Origin of the sequence: Pandoraea morbifera (assembly GCF_902459575.1) — a bacterium.
In the GTDB taxonomy this organism is placed as follows: domain Bacteria; phylum Pseudomonadota; class Gammaproteobacteria; order Burkholderiales; family Burkholderiaceae; genus Pandoraea; species Pandoraea morbifera.
On sequence record NZ_CABPSD010000009.1, the window covers coordinates 1 to 18,617 of the forward strand.

Below are 18,617 nucleotides of genomic sequence, written 5' to 3' on the forward strand. Positions count from 1 at the left end.
GGCCCGGCGGCGCGCCGCCTGGGCGGTTTGCGCGGCGGCGCGTCTCACCGTGCGCCGGCGCCGGAAGAAGTACTCGCCTGCCGCCCACGCCAGGAGTTTCACGAGCAGCGAAAGCACGAGGTAGAGCGCAGCGACCACGATGTAGGTCTCGAGCGAGCGAAACGTATCGGACTGCACCGTGTTAGCCACTGCCGTGAGTTCTTCGGCCGAAATCTGCGAAGCCATCGCGGAGGCCTGCATCATGAGAATGAACTGCGTGGTGAGGGCCGGATAAACCTTCTCGATGGATGGCTGCAGCATCACGTGCCATGCGATTCGCCACTTCGACAGACCGAGACACTCGGCCGCTTCGATTTGTCCGCGCGGCACCGACTCGAGCCCCGCGCGAATGATTTCCGCCGCGTAGGCGCCGATGTTGATCACCATGGCAATGACCGCGGCCGCGAAGGTCGGCATGTGCACACCCACGCTGGCCAGGCCGAAGTAAAGCAGAAAGATCTGGACGAGAAACGGCGTGTTGCGCACCGCTTCGATATAGATGGCGCACAAACGCGCAAGCCAGCGATGACGACCTCGCTTCGCGAAGGCGACCAGCGTGCCGAGCGCCGTGCCGATGACGACGGCCACCGCCGTCATCTTCAACGTCAGCCATGCGCCTTCAAGAAAGACCGGCCAGTACGGCACCAGCGGGGCGAAATTCAACGAGAAATGCATGGCTGACGCTTGTCTCCGGTGACGTTCGGGGCCGACGCGCCAAACGGCAGTGTCGCGCTTGCCCGCCGCGCCTGCCGTGGTGAGTCTTTCTTGTACGTCGTCATATAAGTGATGTGATTTTGCGCAGTGCGTTCTGGCGTTGTCAATAGTCCGGCCTTGGGGGATACCCTCGCTATAGCCTTGATGGAACAAGGGTTAAAGGGGCGCGGGGCGGTGTAAAGGGGCGTGCGGCCCGTGTGAGGTCGCTTCAACGCCGGGTTGATCACGGCGGTTTTCTCAGCCCTGTCATCGTATGTCTTGCCGCTCGATCGCGACGCCCCCACGGTGGGCTGCCGGTTCTATAATCGCGCTTAGCCGCCGCCGGGCGGGTGTGTGCGGACTCGGGGCACACGACGCGATGCCAACCGGCGGCCTCCAACCCTTTGCGAAGGCGCAGCCTGATGACTCTTTCCGCCACGGCGCTCGACGAACTCGACCGTAATCTGCTTGCGCTTCTGCGGGTGAACGCGCGCGAGAGCACGGCCAATCTGGCGCGCCGCCTGGGCGTGGCCCGAACGACCGTCGTGGCGCGTATCGGCAGGCTGGAGCAGGCGGGTGTTATCGCAGGGTACACGGTGCGCCTCGGGCAGGATGCCGCCGGCGGCGGATTACAGGCCTGCGTGGGCATCAGCGTGCAGCCGCGCTCGGGCCGGGACGTCCTGCGGCGTCTGAACAAGATGCCCGAAATCCACCTGCTGTGCACCGTCAGCGGGGAGTTCGACTACGTTGCCTGGCTGCACGCGGCGTCGGCCGATCAACTCGACGCGCTGCTCGACGCCATCGGCGAAATCGATGGCGTGACACGCACCACGACATCGGTCGTGCTCGCCCGCAAGATCGACCGGGGCGGTGTGCTGCCCTGAGCGTTCACCGTGCAGCGTCGACGCCCGTAATTTCTCGTAATCCGTCGCTAAGAATCGCGTGCCAATCGCGTGTCCGCCCCGCCGGTGCTCGCGCCTGGCGATCCTGTCACCGGGTTCCCCATATTGTCCGCCTCGCTCCGGTTTGTCTGGTTGTGGCGATGGTGCTAAACTTATTGAGAATTGTTTGCATTAACTTCTTCATCAAACTGGAGTGCGTATGCGCGTGAAATCCCTCGTGGCGGCGATGTTGCTCGCCGGTGCGGCCACCATGGCTTCGGCCGCCGAGTTTCCGATCGGCAAACCGCTGAATGCGGGAGGCATGGAAATCAACACGGTGTATCTCCAGCCGATCACCATGGAGCCTGCCGGCATGATGCGCGACGCGGCGAAGTCGGACATCCACCTCGAGGCCGACATTCACGCGATCAAGAACAACCCGAACGGCTACGCCGAGGGCGACTGGATTCCGGGCCTGGAGATCACGTACAAGCTGCAGAAGATGAAGTCCGACGGCAAGACGCCGGACGGCGCGGCCATCGATGGCCTCATGATGCCGATGGTGGCGAGCGATGGTCCGCACTACGGCGATAACGTGAAGCTGGCCGGCGTGGGCAAGTACAAGCTGACGATGGTGGTGAACGCGCCGGGCACGTTGCAGGAATTCGGTTGCAAGATGGGCGGCTCCCCCGCGGCGGGCGCTCACGCCGCGCATGGCGGCATGGGCCCATGGTGTTTCGGTCGTCACGTCGACAAGGAAACCGGCGTGGGTCCGTGGTTCAAGCCGATCACGAAGGAAGTCGATTTCACTTTCTCGGGTATCGGCAAGAAGGGTGGCTACTAAGCCGGCATAACCTGGATGCAGCGTTGGCCTGAGGTCAGCGCTGTTTTCGTTTGGAGCACAAGGATGAATCAGCGCATCGCGCGCCTGCTGGCCACGATGGCGGCCGTGGGGGTCACCATGTTTGCACTGGGCGGCACGTCGCTCGCGCGTGCCGACGAGTTGCCCACCTTCAAGCTGGAAATGAACAACGGCAAGCTCAACCCGGCGCGCATCGAGGTGCCGGCTGGCAAGCGCATCAAGATCGAGGTGCATAACACCGGCACGAACGCGGTGGAGTTCGAAAGCCTGCAGTTGCGCAAGGAAAAGGTGCTCGCCCCGGGCGCGCAGTCGTTCGTGGTGATTGCGCCGCTGCAACCGGGCGAATACAAGTTTTTCGACGATTTCCACCAGCAGGCGCAAGGCGTGATCGTCGCCAAGTAAGCGCTGCGGGCATCGTTTCAGTCACACGGTAGGACACGCATCACAAGAGGAATCAGATGGGTCAGGTCATGTTCATCGTCTGGCGCGAAAGCGTCGAGGCACTGCTGGTCGTCGGCATTCTCCATGCCTGGCTGGCCAACCCGGATCACGGCGCCAAGCGCGGCTTGCCGTATCTGTGGGCTGGCGTCGTACTCGGTATTGCCGCCGCCGTGGGCCTTGGCGCCGCGCTGGTGGGCTTCACCGAGGTGCTCTCCGGCGATGCCCAGGATTACTTCCAGACCGCCATGGTGCTCATCGCCTGCGTGCTGATCGTGCAGATGGTGTTCTGGATGAAGCGCCACGGGCGAACGCTCAAACGCGACATGGAGTCATCGCTGCAGAAAAACCAGGACCAGGGCACCTGGTGGGGCGTGCTCGTGCTCGTGGCGCTGGCCATTGCCCGCGAAGGCAGCGAGACGGCGATCTTCCTCTATGGCATCGGGTTCGGTCAGCAGGGCAGCGTATCGGCGTCAATGTGGCTGGCCGTGATCGTGGGATTCGGACTGGCGCTCGTCACCTTCTGGCTGCTGCAACTGGGTGGGAAGGTTTTCTCGTGGCGCCTGTTCTTCCGCGTGACGGAAATCATGTTGCTGTTCCTCGCGGCCGGTCTGCTGGAGTCCGGTCTGGACCGCCTGATTTCGCTGGAGTTCGTGCCGACGCTGGTCGACCAGTTGTGGGATACTTCCGCGATTCTGGACGACGCCAGCCCGTTCGGCAGCCTCGTGGCCACGCTCACCGGCTACCGTGCGCATCCGTCCGGCATGAATCTGTTGGTGTATGCGCTCTACTGGCTGTTCATCTGGGCGTTGCTCAAGCGTGCCGGCGCGCCGGCCAAGCAGGTCAGGCCCGCATAAGCGGGCAGGGTGCATCGGGCGGCGTGGTGCCGCCCGGCGCACCGCAACGGTCCGAGTGCCCGGACCGTTCACAAGAGTCCGGACAGACGCGCACACCGACGACCGCACAGCGCGTCCGTCAGCCCGGCAAGGTTGTTCCCCCGACGCAAGAGTTTGAGCATGAGTATCGCCATCCCTGTCCCGAACCGACTGGCCCGCCTGGGCCTATGGATGCAACGCCACGGCAAATGGATACGTGGCGTGCAGTGGGGCGTCGTGCTGGTCTATGCCTTCCTCATCTGCGTGCCAGTCGTGCTGCCGTTGCCCGACGAGACCGCGCATATCCTCAACAACCTCACGGTGTTCGCGCAGTTTACGTTCTGGGGAATCTGGTGGCCGTTCGTGCTCATCAGCATGGTGCTCATGGGCCGGGTCTGGTGCGGTGTGCTGTGCCCCGAAGGCACGCTCTCCGAATTTGCGAGCCGTCACGGTCGCGGACGCGCGATTCCGCGCTGGATGCGATGGGGCGGCTGGCCCTTCGTGGCGTTTGCCGGCACCACGCTGTACGGTCAGATGGTGAGCGTCTACCAATACCCGAAGGCGGTGCTGCTGGTGCTTGGCGGCTCGACTATCGGCGCGATGGTCATCGGTTATTTCTACGGTCGCGACAAACGGGTGTGGTGCAAGTATCTCTGCCCGGTCAACGGCGTGTTTTCGCTGCTCGCGCGCCTCGCGCCGTTTCACTTCAAGGTCAACGAAGACGCCTGGCGCCAGTCCTATCACACCAACGGCCACAAGATCATCCCGATCAATTGCGCGCCGATCGTGCCGCTGCGCAACATGAAGGGCGGTGCGCAGTGCCACATGTGCGGCCGCTGCGCCGGTCATCGCGACGCCATCGCGCTCACGAGCCGCTCGCCGAGCGAAGAGATCGTGACCTTCGGTGCGACGGAGAACAACAGCGTCTGGGACAGCGTGCTGGTCATGTACGGCCTGCTAGGCGTGGCCATCGGCGCATTCCACTGGACGGTCAATCCGTGGTTCGTCGCGACCAAGACCGCGCTGGCCACGTGGCTCATCGATCGCAACATCATGTGGCCGTTCGAGACCAACGCGCCGTGGTTCGTCTTCACCAACTACCCGGAACAGAGCGACGTCTTCACATGGCTCGACGGCGGCATGGTCGTCACGTACATCCTCGGCAACGGCCTGGTGCTGGGGCTGGCGTTCACGGCCATCTTCGCGCTGGCCAATCGTGCGATGGGGCCGTGGCGCGCCGCGCGCTTCAATCATCTGGTGCAGTCGCTCATTCCGATTGCCGGGGCCGGCGTCTTCATCGGCCTGTCGGCCACGACGGTTAGCCTGCTGCGCGCGGAACACCTGCCGGTTTACTGGGCGAACGACGTGCGCGCCGCGATTCTCGCCGCGACCACGCTCTGGAGCCTCTGGCTGGGCTGGCGCGTCACCGGACGGCATGCCGTCTCGCTCGTGCGGCGCCTGGCCGGCATGGCCGGGATCGTCGCGGCGCTCGCGCTGATCAACTGGCTCTGGCTGCTGATGTTCTGGATCTGGTGACGGCCCCCGCGCGCCGGGCCTTGCCTCGATTGGCGAGCCCGCACCGCGTGGCCTACAATGTCGCCACAAGTCTTTCTGTGTGACGCCGCCCATGTTGCTCGCTCAACGCCTTCCGCTGTATTTCCGCCTCGTTCGCCTGGACAAGCCGATCGGCACGGTGCTCCTGCTGTGGCCGACGCTCTCGGCGCTGTGGATCGCGTCCAACGGCCATCCCGACCCGTGGCTCCTCGTCATCTTCACGCTCGGCACTTTTCTGATGCGCTCGGCAGGCTGCGCCATCAACGATTACGCGGATCGCGACTTCGACAAGTTCGTCAAGCGCACGAAGGAGCGGCCGATCACCTCGGGACGCATTCGCGCCTGGGAGGCGGTGGCGGTGGCGGCCACGCTCGCGCTCGCGAGCTTCCTGCTGATTCTGCCGCTCAATGCCCTGACCAAGTGGCTCTCGATCCCGGCGCTGTTCGTGGCCGGCACGTATCCGTTCACGAAGCGTTTTCTGGCGATTCCGCAGGCGTATCTCGGCGTGGCATTCGGCTTCGGCATTCCGATGGCCTTTGCCGCAGTGCAGGACCAGGTGCCGGTGCTGGCCTGGATTCTGCTGCTCTCGAACGTGTTCTGGTCGGTGGCCTACGACACCGAATATGCGATGGTCGACCGCGACGACGACCTGAAGATCGGCATCAAGACGTCGGCGATCACGTTTGGCCGCTTCGATGTGCTGGCCATCATGCTCTGCTATGCCGTCGCCCTCGGCATTCAGGCGGGCGTGGGTGTGTTGCTTGGCTTCGGCTGGCCGTTCTGGCTCGGCATGGCCGTGGCGGTGAGCTTCGCCATCTATCACTACTTCCTGATTCGCGGCCGCGAGCGCATGCCTTGCTTCGCCGCGTTTCGTCACAACAACTGGCTCGGTGCCGCCGTGTTCGCGGGCATCGCCGGTCACTATCTGCTTACGGCGCAAGGCTGACTCGCGCAGGGCGTGCGCACCGCCGAATGACGCTCGCCCCCGAATCGCGAACGCGAATCCAGGGGCGAGACGTGCGGTACGACCGCAGCCGCTCCGGCAGACGTCCGGCGTCTGCCATCGTCTGCCAGCCATCCCGCGGGTAATCGATCAGGCGTCGCCGAGTTCGTCGCCCAGTTCGCGCGCGCGCGTATTGGCCGCTTTCACCCCGCGCACGATGGCGGCCTTGATGTTGTCGCGCTCGAACGAACTCAACGCGGCGAAGGTGGTGCCGCCCTTGGACGTCACACGCTCACGCAACACGCTTGCCGGTTCGCTCGATTGTGCGGCCAGTTGCGACGCGCCGGTGAACGTGGCGATGGCGAGCTGGCGTGCCTGCTCGGACGTAAAGCCGAGTTCCTGTGCCGCTTGCTCCAGCGCTTCGATGAAATAAAACACGTAGGCCGGGCCGCTGCCCGAGATGGCGGTCACGCCGTCGAGCTGGCTTTCCTTGTCGACCCAGACGATCTGTCCGGCTGCGCCCAGCACGCTCTCCGCGCGCTTGCGCTGGTCCGAATCCACCCCCGAGAGCGCGGCCAGACCGGTGATGCCCATGCCGATGAGCGCCGGCGTGTTCGGCATGCAGCGCACGATCTGGTTGTGTCCGCCGAGCCAGCGGGCGAGATCGGAGGCACGAATGCCGGCGGCGATGCTGATGACGAGCTGGCCGTTCAGGTGCGGCTGGAGGGCCTGCGCCACATCCTTGAGCACCTGCGGTTTGACGGCCAGCACAAGCGTGTCGTAATCGCGCAGGCGGTCGCTCGAAGCGCTGGCCGTTTCGATGCCGTATTGCTTGACCAGGCCGTCGCGGGTCGATTCGTTGACGTCGATCGCGAGAATGTCGCGAGGGGCCGTGCCGCGCTTGACGAGTCCGCCGATCAGGGCGTTGGCCATATTGCCGCCGCCGATGAATGCAATTCTCATAACCATCCTTTGCGTTGCGTGTATGCGTGGATCTTGCCGCGGCCCAGGGCGTGGCCTTTGCCGCTGAAACTTCAGGGGCGGCGGGCCTCGCGATGGGCCCGCCGCCGGGTGCCGCGATCAGGCCTTGGCGCCGTAATGGCGGGCACCGAAAATCGCTGTGCCGATGCGCACCATTGTCGCACCTTCGGCAATGGCCGCCTCGAGGTCGCCCGACATGCCCATCGAGAGCGTGTCGAGGGTCAGGCCCCCGGCGCAGAGCGCGTCGAACAGTTCGCGGACCGCCCTGAACGGGGCGCGCTGTCGGGCGGGATCGTCCTCCGGCTCGGGAATCGCCATCAGGCCGCGCAACCGCAGATTCGGCAAGGCGGCGATGGCACGTGCCACGGCGGGCACGTCGGCCGGTGCGACGCCGCTCTTGCTCGCCTCGCCGCTGATGTTGACCTGGAGGCAGACCTGCAACGGCGCCATGCCGGCCGGGCGCTGCGCGCTCAGGCGTTCGGCGATCTTCAGCCGATCCACGGAGTGCACCCAGTCGAAATGCTCGGCCACCGGCCGCGTCTTGTTGCTTTGCAGAGGACCGATGAAATGCCACTCCAGCCGTTCGCCGCCGACCGTCTCGCCAGCCAGCGCGGCGATCTTGTCGAGCGATTCCTGCACATAGTTTTCGCCGAACGCCCGTTGCCCGGCGGCAGCGGCCTCGCGCACGGCGTCGGCGCCGAACGTCTTGGACACCGCCAGCAAGCGCACGCTGTTCGCCGGTCGGCCGGCATCGGCGGTGGCTCGGGCGATTCGGGAAAGCACGTCGTCGAGATGTGCGGCAATGGTCGACATGAGGCGGGTTCGGGCGTGGGTGAGGCGATGACGTAAGCGCTGGACGCGACTGGTCATCGATTATAGCCGTGCCCGCACCAGCGGTGCTACCCGGTCAAAATCGAGGTGCTACCCGCGCTCCCCGGTGCGAGGCGGAGCGCCGAATGGCACGGCTTGTGGCAGACTTCGCGGTGCCGGCATCCACCGGCATTCACCGGTATCCGCAAGCATCGACAGGGAGCAGAGATGAGCGAGACTTCGCAACAGGTGTACGACTTTTCGGTTCAGACGCTGTCCGGCGAGACGGTGAGTCTCGCGCAATATCGCGGCAAGGTGCTGCTCATCGTCAACACGGCCAGCGAATGCGGATTCACGCCGCAATACGCGGGATTGCAGGCGCTGTACGAAGCGCTCGCGCCGCGCGGGTTCGAAGTGCTCGCGTTTCCGTGCAATCAGTTCGGCAAACAGGAGCCCGGTGACGCGCAGGCGATTCGCAGCTTCTGCGATCTGCGTTTTCACATCACGTTTCCGATGTTCGCCAAGATCGACGTGAAGGGGCCGGATGCCGCCCCTCTGTACCGCTTTCTCACCCAGGAGAAGCCCGGCGTGCTTGGCACGAAGGCCATCAAGTGGAATTTCACGAAGTTTCTCGTCGACTCGCAGGGGAACGTGGTGGCGCGCTATGCGCCGAGCGCGAAACCCGAGGCCCTGCGCGCCGATATCGAGCGGCTGCTGGCCGCCTGAACGTCCGAATCCCATTCGTGGCGTGCCTCCGGGTGGCGCGCGCCGGGGGATCAGCGGCCCAGGCGTGTGCGAAGGCGTTGCCACAGGCTCGCGCGGGCCGTCCCCTCCCTCACGGCAAGCTGGGCGCCTGTGTCGCTCGTCAACGCCTGCCAGCCGGTCGCCGGAATTACGCAAACCTCGCCCGCCGCAAGCGACACGGTCGTTTGCCAGACGCTCGCCGCCATCCAGCGTGGCGCCAAGGTCAACGTGACCCGGCCGCGCTCCACATGCAGCACCGTGCCGCGCGGCAGATGGCCGTAGAACGACTGACCCGCTGACAGCACGATGACCGATGGATGCGTGCCGGTCGCGTCGTGCGGGCGGCAGGGGGCCGCATCGTCGGCGGCTTGTGGTGGCGCAACGTCGCGAGAGGCCGTTGAGGCCGTTGAGCGCGGGGCCGTCGGCGAAGGCGGGGACAGGGGCGAGAGCGGCGATAGCGACGACAGCGGAGCCGACAGGCACATCGACGCGAGCGACGACGGGGTGCCGACCGACGAAGCGGTGAGCGACGAACGCGAAGCGCCGGAAGCGCGGGAAAAGCTCGAGCGGGGCGTGGTCATGGCGGACTCCAGGGGCGTTGAACAGGTAGGAACAGCGTATCGGCCGCGGGCCTGCCCCGGTAGGCACACAGTGCGTCGGCCGCGCGCGTAACAGGACGTCGCCAGAGGTTCTGTTACGATGCCAATTCGACGAATCTGTATCTGTTATGGTCCCGTGCAATGCCCGATGATCTGCGCATGGATGCCGCCACTCCCAACCTTGCTAATCCGGACGACACGCCGCTGCGCTCGCCGGCGCCCCGTACGCTTGACCCCGCACCGGTGACGGCTTCCGGGCCGGAGGAGCGCATACCGCTCTATCGTCAGCTCGCCGACCACTACCGACTCGCCATCGAGGCCGGTACGCTCGCGCCGGGCGACCGCATGCCCAGCGTGCGAACGCTGATGGAGCGCCATCAGGTCAGCCTGTCGACGGCGCTGCAAACCTGCCGTCACCTCGAGGCGCAGGGCATGCTGGAGGCGCGCCCCCGCTCGGGCTACTTCGTGCGTACGCCCGCCCGGGCCAGCCTCGTGCCGGTACCCGAGCCGCGCCCATGGGTGCCGGATCTGCGCCAGTACGTGGGGATCAACCAGCGGGTCTCGTCGATTCTCGCGCGCGGGCTTCAGGCCGACATCAAGGTCAATCTCGCGGTAGCGCACGGTTCGCCGTCGCTCTATCCGGTCAATGCGCTGCGTCAGGCGACGATGCGCGCGTTGCGCGATCATCCGCTGCTCTTCGGCAACCCGCCGCCCGGCGGGGGCGAGTCGCGTTTTCGCGCGGCGCTCGCCCGACGGGCGCTCGAAGCGCGCATGCATATCAACCCGGAAGAGATCGTCGTCACGCACGGCTGCATCGAGGCGATCAACCTCGCGCTGCGTGCGGTGGCGAGCGCCGGGGATCTCGTGGCGGTTGAATCGCCGACGTACTACGCGCTGTTGCAGACGCTGGAGAGCATGGGCATACGCGCGCTCGAGATTCCAACGAGTCCGCAAACGGGCATTTCGCTCGATGCGCTGGAGCTGGCGAGCCAGACGTACGACAACATCAAGGCCGTTATCGTCGTGCCGCATTTTCAGAATCCGCTCGGCTCGGTGATGCCGGATTCGCACAAGGCGCAGTTGGTGAAGTGGGCCGAGTCGCGCGGTATTGCGATCATCGAAGACGACACCTACGCCTCGCTGAGCGACGACGGCGTCATTCCTGCCGCCATTCGCTCATGGGATACGACGGGAAACGTGATTCACTGCGCTTCGCTGCACAAGACGCTCGCCCCCGGCATGCGTCTGGGCTGGATCGCCGGCGGCAAGTGGCAATGGCGTGTGGAAATGCTGAAGTATGCGCAGACGCGTCCGAACGAAGCGCTGGCGCAGATTGCGATGGGCGAGTTCATCGATTCGCCTCGATACGACCGACACCTTCGGCATCTGCGCGCGCAGTTGCGTGAGCATCGCGCGGCGATGGCCGAGGCGATCGCGACCTATTTCCCTGCGGGCACGCGCCTGACGCTGCCCGCGGGCGGGTTGAGCCTGTGGGTGGAAATGCCCGGCGGCGTGAGTTCCGAACGATTGTTCGACGCGGCGCTGGCGAAGGGGATTCGCGTTGCGCCGGGCAGTCTCTTTTCGAATTCGGCGCGCTATGACCATTTCCTGCGGATCAATGGTGGACAGCCATTCACGCGCGAGGTCGACAAGGCGGTGCGCACGCTGGCCGCGGAAGTGATCCGGCTGCTCGACGAGAACGGAGCGTCCTGACGGAACCGGCGCGGCGCGCCAGGGCGTGTTGGGCAGTCAGGCACCGGACTTTCGGCGCGCCGGCCTGAGCGAGCGCGACGTGTGAGCCCGTGGCGGTCAAAACTCCGGATACATGCGTCCGGGGTTGAAAATGCCGGCCGGATCGAACACCGACTTCAGGTTGCGGTGAATGCGCATGACCGGTGCCGGCAGCGGTGTGAACACGCCCACGCCCGGTTCGCCGTAGCGAAAGAGCGTGGCGTGACCGCCGTCCTGGCGCGCCGCCGAGCGCACGATCTGCGCATCGGCATCGGTGATCCACCAGCGCTGTGCGCCTCCCCACTCGATCAGTTGCTTGCCCGGCAGGCGGTGCGGCTCCGCGGTCGACGGCACCGCCAGGCGCCATAGCGCCTGGCCCGGCCCGGCATCGGCGAAGAAATTGTCGGTTTGCTCTCGAATCGCGTGCCAGAACTTGGCGGCGTGAATCGCATCGACCAGCTCGCCCCCCATCTTTACGCGGGCGGCCTTGATGGCCGCCGACGCTCCCGCCAGACGAATCACGAGCAAATCGCTGCGCCAGGCACTGCCGGTTATCGGCAACGGCTGCCCACCCCATTCATTGAGCTTGCGCACCGCATCGACGGCGTTCATTTCGAATTGGAGCGTGAGTTCGGCGAACGGCTGCGGCAGGACCTTGAGCGACACTTCGAGGATCAGACCCAGCGTGCCGAGCGAACCCGCGAGCATGCGCGATACGTCGTAACCCGCGACGTTCTTCATCACCTGTCCGCCGAAGTTCAGCACGTGTCCGCGACCGTCCATCAACTTCGCTCCAAGCACGAAATCGCGCACCGAGCCGACCGCGCTGCGCCGCGGCCCGGCGAGACCGGCCGCCACTGCGCCGCCGATGGTGGCGCCGGGGCCGAAGTACGGCGGCTCGAACGGCAGCAACTGGTTGTGCTCGGCGAGCGCCGCTTCGACATCGGCGAGCGGCGTGCCGCAGCGCACGGTGATGACGAGTTCGGCGGGATCGTAGGCGACGATGCCGCTGTAGGCGCGCGTGTCGAGCACGTCGCCCACACGCTGCTGGCCGTACCAGGCCTTGGTGCCGCCACCGCGTAGCTGGAGCGGCGAGCGTCGGGCCGTGGCCTGTTCGATGACGGTGCGGAAATGCTCGAGAGTGTCGGTCGTGTCGGTCGTTTCGGTCATCAGCTCGGTTCTGGCGGCGGTGGCATGTCGGATTGATAGGCCCCCAGCGTGCCGCCGCAATGCTTGCAGTAGCGTGCGTCGGGGTCGTGACCTTCGGAAAGACATTGCGGGCAGGTGCGCGTCGTGACCGTCCGATTGCGCATGGCCGAGTGAATCTCGGCACCCATGATGCCGGTGGGAATCGCGATCACACTGTAGCCGAGCAGCATCACGAAGCCGGTGATCGCCTTGCCCAGACCGGTTACCGGCACGACGTCACCGTAGCCCGTGGTCGTGAGCGTCACGATCGCCCAGTAGATGCCCACCGGGATGCTCGTGAAGCCGTGCTCGGGCCCCTCGATGATATGCATGAGCGTGCCGAAGATCACCACGATGATCGAGATGAAGCCGAGAAACACGAGAATCTTGCGGCGTGCGTTGTAGAGGGCGATGCTCAGCACGCCCGCTTCGTTGACATATGCCGTGAGCTTCAGGATCCGGAAGGCGCGCATCAGGCGCAGCAACCGGACGTCGATCAGCCCGTGCAACTCCGGCACGAGAATCGCAAGGTAGGTCGGCAGGATGGCCAGCAGATCGATGATGCCGTAGAACGACAGCGCGTAGCGCAACGGCCGATGCGCACTGAGCAGGCGTGCAATGTATTCGGCCGTGAAGAGCAGGGTGAAGAACCACTCGAGGATCGCCATCGGCAGCGATGCCGTGGCCTGCACGGCGGGCACGCTAGAGACGACCACCGTGAGCACCGACAGGATGATGGCGATGAGCAATGCGATGTCGAACAGTCGCCCTTCGCGCGTATCGGCCTCGAAGATGATGATGTAGAGACGCTGCCGCCAATCATGCGGCAGCCACTCCGACAGCGGGCGCATGTCAGAACCTCGGCAGGTCGGGGTGCGGCAACAGTCCGCCGCGAACGAGTTGCTTGCCATATTCCGCACAGCGCGCCCGTGTCGGAATACCCTTGTCCGGATTGAGCAGTCCCACCGGATCGAATGCGCGCTTCACCCCGAAGAACGCGTCGCGCTCCTGGGCCGAGAATTGCACGCACATCGAATTGATCTTCTCGATGCCCACGCCGTGCTCGCCGGTAATCGTGCCGCCGAGTTCCACGCACGCTTCCAGAATGTCGCAGCCGAATGCCTCGGCGCGATGCCACTCGTCGAGGTCGTTGCCGTTGAAAAGAATAAGCGGATGCATATTGCCGTCTCCCGCGTGAAAGACGTTAATACAGCGCAATCCGTATTGTTGTTCCATGCCTTCGATGCGTTTGAGTAATGTCCCAATCGCACGGCGAGGAATCGTGCCGTCCATGCAGTAGTAGTCGGGCGAGATGCGCCCCGCCGCGGGGAACGCGTTCTTGCGCCCGGACCAGAAACGCAGACGCTCTTCTTCGCTTCGCGAGATTTGCAGTCGTGTCGCTCCCGACGTTCGCAGCACGTGGGAGATGCGCATGATTTCTTCGGCGACCTCTTCCGGCGTGCCATCCGATTCGCACAGCAGGATGGCGGCGGCGTCCAGGTCGTATCCGGCGTGCACGAACTCCTCGACGGCGCGCGTTGCCGGCTTGTCCATCATCTCCAGACCCGCCGGGATGATGCCCGCGGCGATGATGGCCGCCACGGCGTTGCCGCCGGTCTCCACGTTGTCGAAGCTCGCCATGATGACCTGCGCCGTCTGCGCCTTGGGCACCAGCTTGACCGTGATTTCGGTCACCACGCCGAACATGCCTTCGCTGCCGATGAAGACGGAGAGCAGATCGAGGCCCGGGGCGTCGGGGCCGAGCGAGCCGAATTCGATCGATTCGCCCGACATCGTGATGGCACGCACGCGCAGCACGTTGTGCACGGTCAGCCCGTATTTCAGGCAGTGCACGCCGCCCGAGTTTTCGGCGATGTTGCCACCGATGGTGCACGCGATCTGAGACGACGGATCGGGCGCGTAATACAGGCCGTAGGGGGCGGCGGCTTCGGAGATCGCGAGATTGCGCACGCCGGGTTGCACGGTCGCGGTGCGGGCGTACGGGTCGATCTCGACGATTTTCTTGAACTTTGCAAGCGAGAGCACGAGCCCGTCGGCGATCGGCATGGCGCCGCCGGACAGACTGGTGCCGGCGCCGCGCGGCACGACCGGAATGCCCAACTGGTGACAAGCCTGCAAAATACGCTGGACCTGCGATTCCGATTCTGGCAACACGACCGCGAGCGGCACGCGGCGATACGCCGCCAGTCCATCGCACTCATAAGGCGTCGTGTCCTCTCGGCGGTGCAGGATGCAGTTCGCCGGCAGGATCTGAGTGAGCGCGTCGAGCAGCAGACGTTGACGCGTGGCCAACGCATCGGCATCGTCGAGCGCGGCCTCCGCCTGCTGCGGCCCGGATGCGTCGCCAGGTCTGTCCGGTGTGTTGGGTGCGTTCATGGGCGCGGTAGAGGACGCGGTAATGAGTGCGATGGTCGGGGCGCTGTTCGCGGCGCTATTTTCGATGCTGGTCGGGACGCCAGTTGGGTGGTTGGTTGGGTCGCTGGCTCGGTCGCTGGTTGGGGCGGCTGCGGGCGCGATGGGGATCGCGCGCGCGGAATCGTGCCCCATCGGCGATCAGCCCGCCGCGCGCAGTCGGAAAATCTTGCCTGGATTGAACAGGTTGTGCGGGTCGAGCGACGTCTTGATCGCGCGCATTACATCGATGGCGTCCTCGCCATGCTCGGTCACGAGAAATCCCATCTTGTGCAAGCCCACGCCGTGTTCGCCGGTGCAAGTGCCGCCCATGCGGATAGCACGTTCGACGATGCGCTGGTTGAGTCGCTCGGCTTCTTCGATTTCCTCGGGCTTGTCGGGGTCGATCAGGATCGCCACGTGAAAATTGCCGTCACCCACGTGACCGACGATCGGGCAGGGCAGGCTCGATGCGCTCAGATCCTCCTCGGTCTCGCCGACACATTCGGCCAGGCGGGAGATGGGCACGCATACGTCCGTGGTGACGGCGCGGCAGCCGGGCTTGAGCTGGAGCATGGCGAAGTACGCGCTGTGGCGCGCACTCCACAAGCGGTTGCGGTCCTCGGTGCGCGTCGCCCACTCGAAACCGGTGCCGCCGTTGTCCTTGGCCAGTTCCTGCACCGTCTCCGCCTGTTCCTTCACGCCCGCTTCGCTGCCGTGGAATTCGAAGAACAGCGTTTGTGTTTCGGGCAACTCCATCTTCGAGTGCTTGTTGATGGCGCGAACCGCCAGCGAGTCGACGAATTCCACGCGAGCGACGGGAACGCCCAGCTGGATCGTCTGGATGGTGCAGTTCACGGCGTCCGTCATGCTGGGGAACGAGCAGATGGCGGCCGAGACCGCCTCGGGCTGCGGGTACAGGCGCACCGTGGCCTCGGTAATGATGCCCAGCGTGCCCTCGCTGCCGACGAACAGGCGCGTGAGGTCATAGCCGGCGGAGGATTTGCGTGCACGCGTGCCGGTGTGGATGACGCGACCGTCGGCGAGCACCACCGTGAGGGCGAGTACGTTCTCGCGCATCGTGCCGTAACGCACGGCGTTCGTGCCGGATGCCCGGGTGGCGCACATGCCGCCGATGCTGGCGTCCGCGCCCGGATCGATGGGGAAGAACAGACCGGTGTCGCGCAGCGCTTCGTTGAGCGCCTTGCGGGAGATGCCCGGTTGCACGGTGACGGTCAGGTCCTCGGCATTGATGGATACGACCTGATTCATCTCCGAGAGGTCCAGCGACAGACCCCCCTCCACGGCAAGCAGGTGGCCTTCGAGCGACGAGCCCGCGCCGTAGGGAATGATGGGGGTGTCGTATTTTGCGCAGAGCTTGACGATCTGCGCGACTTCGTCGGTGTTGTGCGCAAAGGCGACCGCGTCGGGAAGCATCGGATCGAACGGCGACTCGTCCCGGCCGTGATGCTCGCGCAGCGCCTCCTTGGTGCTGACACGCTCGCCCAGTAAGGCTTGCAACTCGGCGAGCAGGGCGTCAGGGAACGCACGCTTGGCGGCGAACGGCAGATGGGGGTGATTCACGGCTATCTCCTTCGGGTCTCCGGGTTACCGACGCCGGGCGGCGGCGGCAAGCGCCATATCGGGTGGGGTCTCGGGAGCGACGGGCTCGAATCATCGGATTGCCGGCGGCGCCCCCTGACACCTCATGAGCGGGGATTTTACGCCGGGACGGCGTTTTTCCCCACCCTTTGCGTCATATCATACGGACTGGCTGCATTGCCGCGCCATCGGAATTGCCCGAAAAGCGGGCATTCCGGGCCGAGAACGGTCAATTTCAATTCATGAAGGTCCACCGCGCAGGCGCCGATCCGGCGCTGCGTTCACGGGCTGCCGCAAGGGGTAGGTGTCAGAAGATGGGCAATCGTTTGAGCAGGATCGTCACGCGTACGGGCGACGGGGGGAAAACCGGCCTTGGCGATGGGTCGCGTGTGGACAAGTTCAGCCAGCGGATCGTCGCCATCGGCGAGATCGATGAAACCAATTCGCACATTGGTGTACTGCTTTGCGAGACGTTGCCGGCCGACGTCCGGGCGATGCTGCTCGATATCCAGCACGATCTGTTCGATCTTGGCGGCGAGTTGAGCATGCCGCGCCAAACGCTGCTCGGCGACGCACATGTCGTGAAGCTCGACGGCTGGCTGGCGCACTACAACACGGAATTGCCGCCTCTCAAGGAATTCATTCTCCCGGGCGGCTCGCGCGCGGCGGCGCTGGCGCACGTGGTGCGCGCCGTGTCGCGCCGGGCCGAGCGGGCCATGGTGGCCCTCGGCGCCGAGGAGACGGTCAATCCGGCGCCGCGTCAATACATCAACCGGCTTTCCGATCTGATGTTCGTCCTCGCCCGGGTGCTCAACCGGGCTGCCGGAGGCGCCGACGTGCTGTGGCGACGCGACCGGGCGGCGACGCCCGGCGACGGGGCCCGGTAAGCCCGGCGGCCCGGTACCCTCAGTTGCCCGCGCCGCGCTTCAGGCGGCGCTCGCGCACCGCCTCGGCCAGCGTCTCGAGCACGCGCAGGCTGTCTTCCCAGTCGATGCAGGCGTCGGTGATGCTCTGACCGTAGGTCAGCGGCTTGCCCGGCACGTGGTCCTGACGACCGGCCACCAGATGCGACTCGACCATCACGCCGATGATGCGATCGTCGCCGCCCGCGATCTGGCGCGCGATGTCTTCGCACACCGGGATCTGGTTTTCATGTTTCTTCTGGCTGTTGGCGTGCGAGGCGTCGATCATCACCCGTGCGGCGAGGCCGGACTTCGCGATGTCTTCGCAGGCGCTCTGCACGCTCGCGGCGTCGAAATTGGGTGCCTTGCCGCCACGCAGAATCAGGTGGCAGTCTTCATTGCCCGACGTCGACACGATGGCCGAGTGTCCGCCCTTGGTCACCGACAGGAAGTGATGCGGTTGCGACGCGGCCTTGATGGCGTCGACGGCGATCTTCACATTGCCGTCAGTGCCGTTCTTGAAGCCGACCGGGCAGGACAGCCCCGACGCCAGTTCGCGGTGCACCTGCGACTCCGTGGTGCGCGCTCCGATGGCGCCCCACGACACGAGATCGGCGATGTACTGCGGGCTGATCATGTCGAGGTATTCGGTGCCGGCAGGCAGCCCCATTTCGTTGATCTGGGCCAGCAGTTCGCGCGCGAGGCGCAGGCCGTCGTTGATCTTGAAGCTGTTGTCCATGTGCGGGTCGTTGATCAGACCCTTCCAGCCCACCGTCGTGCGCGGCTTTTCGAAGTACACGCGCATCACGATCTCCAGCTCGCCCTTGAAGCGCTCACGCTGCTCGACCAGACGCGAGGCGTACTCCAGCGCGGCTTTCGTGTCGTGGATCGAGCAGGGACCGATGATGACGACGAGTCGGTCTTCCATGCCGTGCAGCACGCGGTGGATCGCGCCGCGCGAGCGATGGATGAGGTCCGCGCTCTTTTCCGAGCAGGGATATTCGCGAATCAGGTGCGCCGGGGGCGTCAGTTCCTTCAGCTCGCGAATACGGACGTCATCGGTATTGTGGGGAGGCATGGATTTTCTCCTGGGCAGTTCGGACTGCGGTTCGTTGCTTGGGGTATGGGTGAAAACCGGCGTAAAAACCGGGGTAAAAAAAAACCGCCAGACTCGCTGGCGGTTTTTCAGGATTCGTTCGGTGCTTACTGCTGCAACTGTCCCTCTCCATCCGCCAGCGGTGTGAGATACGCAAAAAAGTAAAAGTAAAACTTGCTGGCGTTCATGACGGATGTCTTGGACAGGCTTTGCAGGCGGTTGCCATGCACAGAACCCACTTTATACGCTGAATCGGATGACGCCGCA

18 protein-coding genes are annotated in these 18,617 nt (G+C 65.0%); 9 read left to right on the forward strand and 9 right to left on the reverse strand.

Going from position 1 to position 18,617, the window contains the following annotated elements:
• A partial coding sequence (locus PMO31116_RS15295; protein ID WP_150567481.1) for an amino acid ABC transporter permease occupies positions 1-714 on the reverse strand: 714 nt, incomplete at its 3' end.
• A 440-nt stretch (positions 715-1,154) separates the two neighbouring features.
• Here PMO31116_RS15295 and PMO31116_RS15300 point away from each other — a divergent pair.
• From PMO31116_RS15300 to ubiA, 6 genes are all read left to right on the forward strand, one after another.
• A complete protein-coding gene (locus PMO31116_RS15300; RefSeq protein ID WP_150567482.1) occupies positions 1,155-1,616 on the forward strand; it encodes an Lrp/AsnC family transcriptional regulator in 462 nt (153 codons plus the stop codon).
• Positions 1,617-1,833: 217 nt separating this feature from the next.
• Entirely contained in the window at positions 1,834-2,457 is a 624-nt protein-coding gene (locus PMO31116_RS15305) for an iron transporter (RefSeq protein WP_150567483.1), read from the forward strand.
• A 63-nt stretch (positions 2,458-2,520) separates the two neighbouring features.
• A complete protein-coding gene (locus tag PMO31116_RS15310; RefSeq protein WP_150567484.1) occupies positions 2,521-2,877 on the forward strand; it encodes a cupredoxin domain-containing protein in 357 nt (118 codons plus the stop codon).
• Between the two features lie 56 nt (positions 2,878-2,933).
• A complete protein-coding gene (locus tag PMO31116_RS15315; protein ID WP_150567485.1) occupies positions 2,934-3,770 on the forward strand; it encodes an FTR1 family iron permease in 837 nt (278 codons plus the stop codon).
• 210 nt (positions 3,771-3,980) lie between these two features.
• Complete coding sequence (locus tag PMO31116_RS15320; protein WP_150567661.1) at positions 3,981-5,324, forward strand: 4Fe-4S binding protein; 1,344 nt, start codon at positions 3,981-3,983, stop codon at positions 5,322-5,324.
• 91 nt (positions 5,325-5,415) lie between these two features.
• Positions 5,416-6,288, forward strand: a complete 873-nt coding sequence (gene ubiA, locus PMO31116_RS15325) for a 4-hydroxybenzoate octaprenyltransferase (RefSeq protein ID WP_150567486.1) — start codon at positions 5,416-5,418, stop codon at positions 6,286-6,288.
• A gap of 147 nt (positions 6,289-6,435) precedes the next feature.
• Here ubiA and proC read toward each other — a convergent pair whose 3' ends face one another.
• A complete protein-coding gene (gene proC / locus PMO31116_RS15330; RefSeq protein WP_150567487.1) occupies positions 6,436-7,248 on the reverse strand; it encodes a pyrroline-5-carboxylate reductase in 813 nt (270 codons plus the stop codon).
• A gap of 117 nt (positions 7,249-7,365) precedes the next feature.
• Positions 7,366-8,079, reverse strand: coding sequence for a YggS family pyridoxal phosphate-dependent enzyme (locus PMO31116_RS15335; RefSeq protein ID WP_150567488.1), 714 nt, complete (start codon positions 8,077-8,079; stop codon positions 7,366-7,368).
• Between the two features lie 225 nt (positions 8,080-8,304).
• On the opposite strand from PMO31116_RS15335, the gene PMO31116_RS15340 reads away from it, so the two are divergent.
• A complete protein-coding gene (locus PMO31116_RS15340; protein WP_150567489.1) occupies positions 8,305-8,802 on the forward strand; it encodes a glutathione peroxidase in 498 nt (165 codons plus the stop codon).
• Between the two features lie 50 nt (positions 8,803-8,852).
• Here the strand turns inward: PMO31116_RS15340 and PMO31116_RS15345 are convergent, their stop codons facing one another.
• On the reverse strand, positions 8,853-9,401 hold the full coding sequence (locus tag PMO31116_RS15345; RefSeq protein ID WP_150567490.1) for a hypothetical protein: 549 nt from the start codon (positions 9,399-9,401) through the stop codon (positions 8,853-8,855).
• Between the two features lie 177 nt (positions 9,402-9,578).
• Here PMO31116_RS15345 and PMO31116_RS15350 point away from each other — a divergent pair, with 177 nt between their 5' ends.
• Complete coding sequence (locus PMO31116_RS15350) at positions 9,579-11,132, forward strand: aminotransferase-like domain-containing protein (RefSeq protein ID WP_246185318.1); 1,554 nt, start codon at positions 9,579-9,581, stop codon at positions 11,130-11,132.
• A 96-nt stretch (positions 11,133-11,228) separates the two neighbouring features.
• Here PMO31116_RS15350 and glcE read toward each other — a convergent pair whose 3' ends face one another.
• The 4 genes from glcE to PMO31116_RS15370 form a co-directional block, all read right to left on the reverse strand.
• Complete coding sequence (glcE, locus tag PMO31116_RS15355; RefSeq protein WP_150567491.1) at positions 11,229-12,320, reverse strand: glycolate oxidase subunit GlcE; 1,092 nt, start codon at positions 12,318-12,320, stop codon at positions 11,229-11,231.
• Positions 12,320-13,189, reverse strand: coding sequence for an ion transporter (locus PMO31116_RS15360; RefSeq protein WP_150567492.1), 870 nt, complete (start codon positions 13,187-13,189; stop codon positions 12,320-12,322). The genes glcE and PMO31116_RS15360 overlap by 1 nt, the downstream gene beginning before the upstream one ends.
• A 1-nt stretch (position 13,190) precedes the next feature.
• Entirely contained in the window at positions 13,191-14,735 is a 1,545-nt protein-coding gene (locus PMO31116_RS15365; RefSeq protein ID WP_246185319.1) for an FAD-linked oxidase C-terminal domain-containing protein, read from the reverse strand.
• Between the two features lie 177 nt (positions 14,736-14,912).
• The gene (locus PMO31116_RS15370; RefSeq protein ID WP_150567493.1) at positions 14,913-16,334 is read right to left on the reverse strand and encodes an FAD-binding oxidoreductase; all 1,422 of its coding nucleotides are present in this window, start codon (positions 16,332-16,334) and stop codon (positions 14,913-14,915) included.
• Between the two features lie 332 nt (positions 16,335-16,666).
• On the opposite strand from PMO31116_RS15370, the gene PMO31116_RS15375 reads away from it, so the two are divergent.
• A complete protein-coding gene (locus PMO31116_RS15375; RefSeq protein WP_150567494.1) occupies positions 16,667-17,239 on the forward strand; it encodes a cob(I)yrinic acid a,c-diamide adenosyltransferase in 573 nt (190 codons plus the stop codon).
• Positions 17,240-17,258: 19 nt separating this feature from the next.
• Here the strand turns inward: PMO31116_RS15375 and aroG are convergent, their stop codons facing one another.
• Entirely contained in the window at positions 17,259-18,332 is a 1,074-nt protein-coding gene (gene aroG / locus PMO31116_RS15380; protein WP_150567495.1) for a 3-deoxy-7-phosphoheptulonate synthase AroG, read from the reverse strand.
• Positions 18,333-18,617 lie beyond the last annotated feature (285 nt).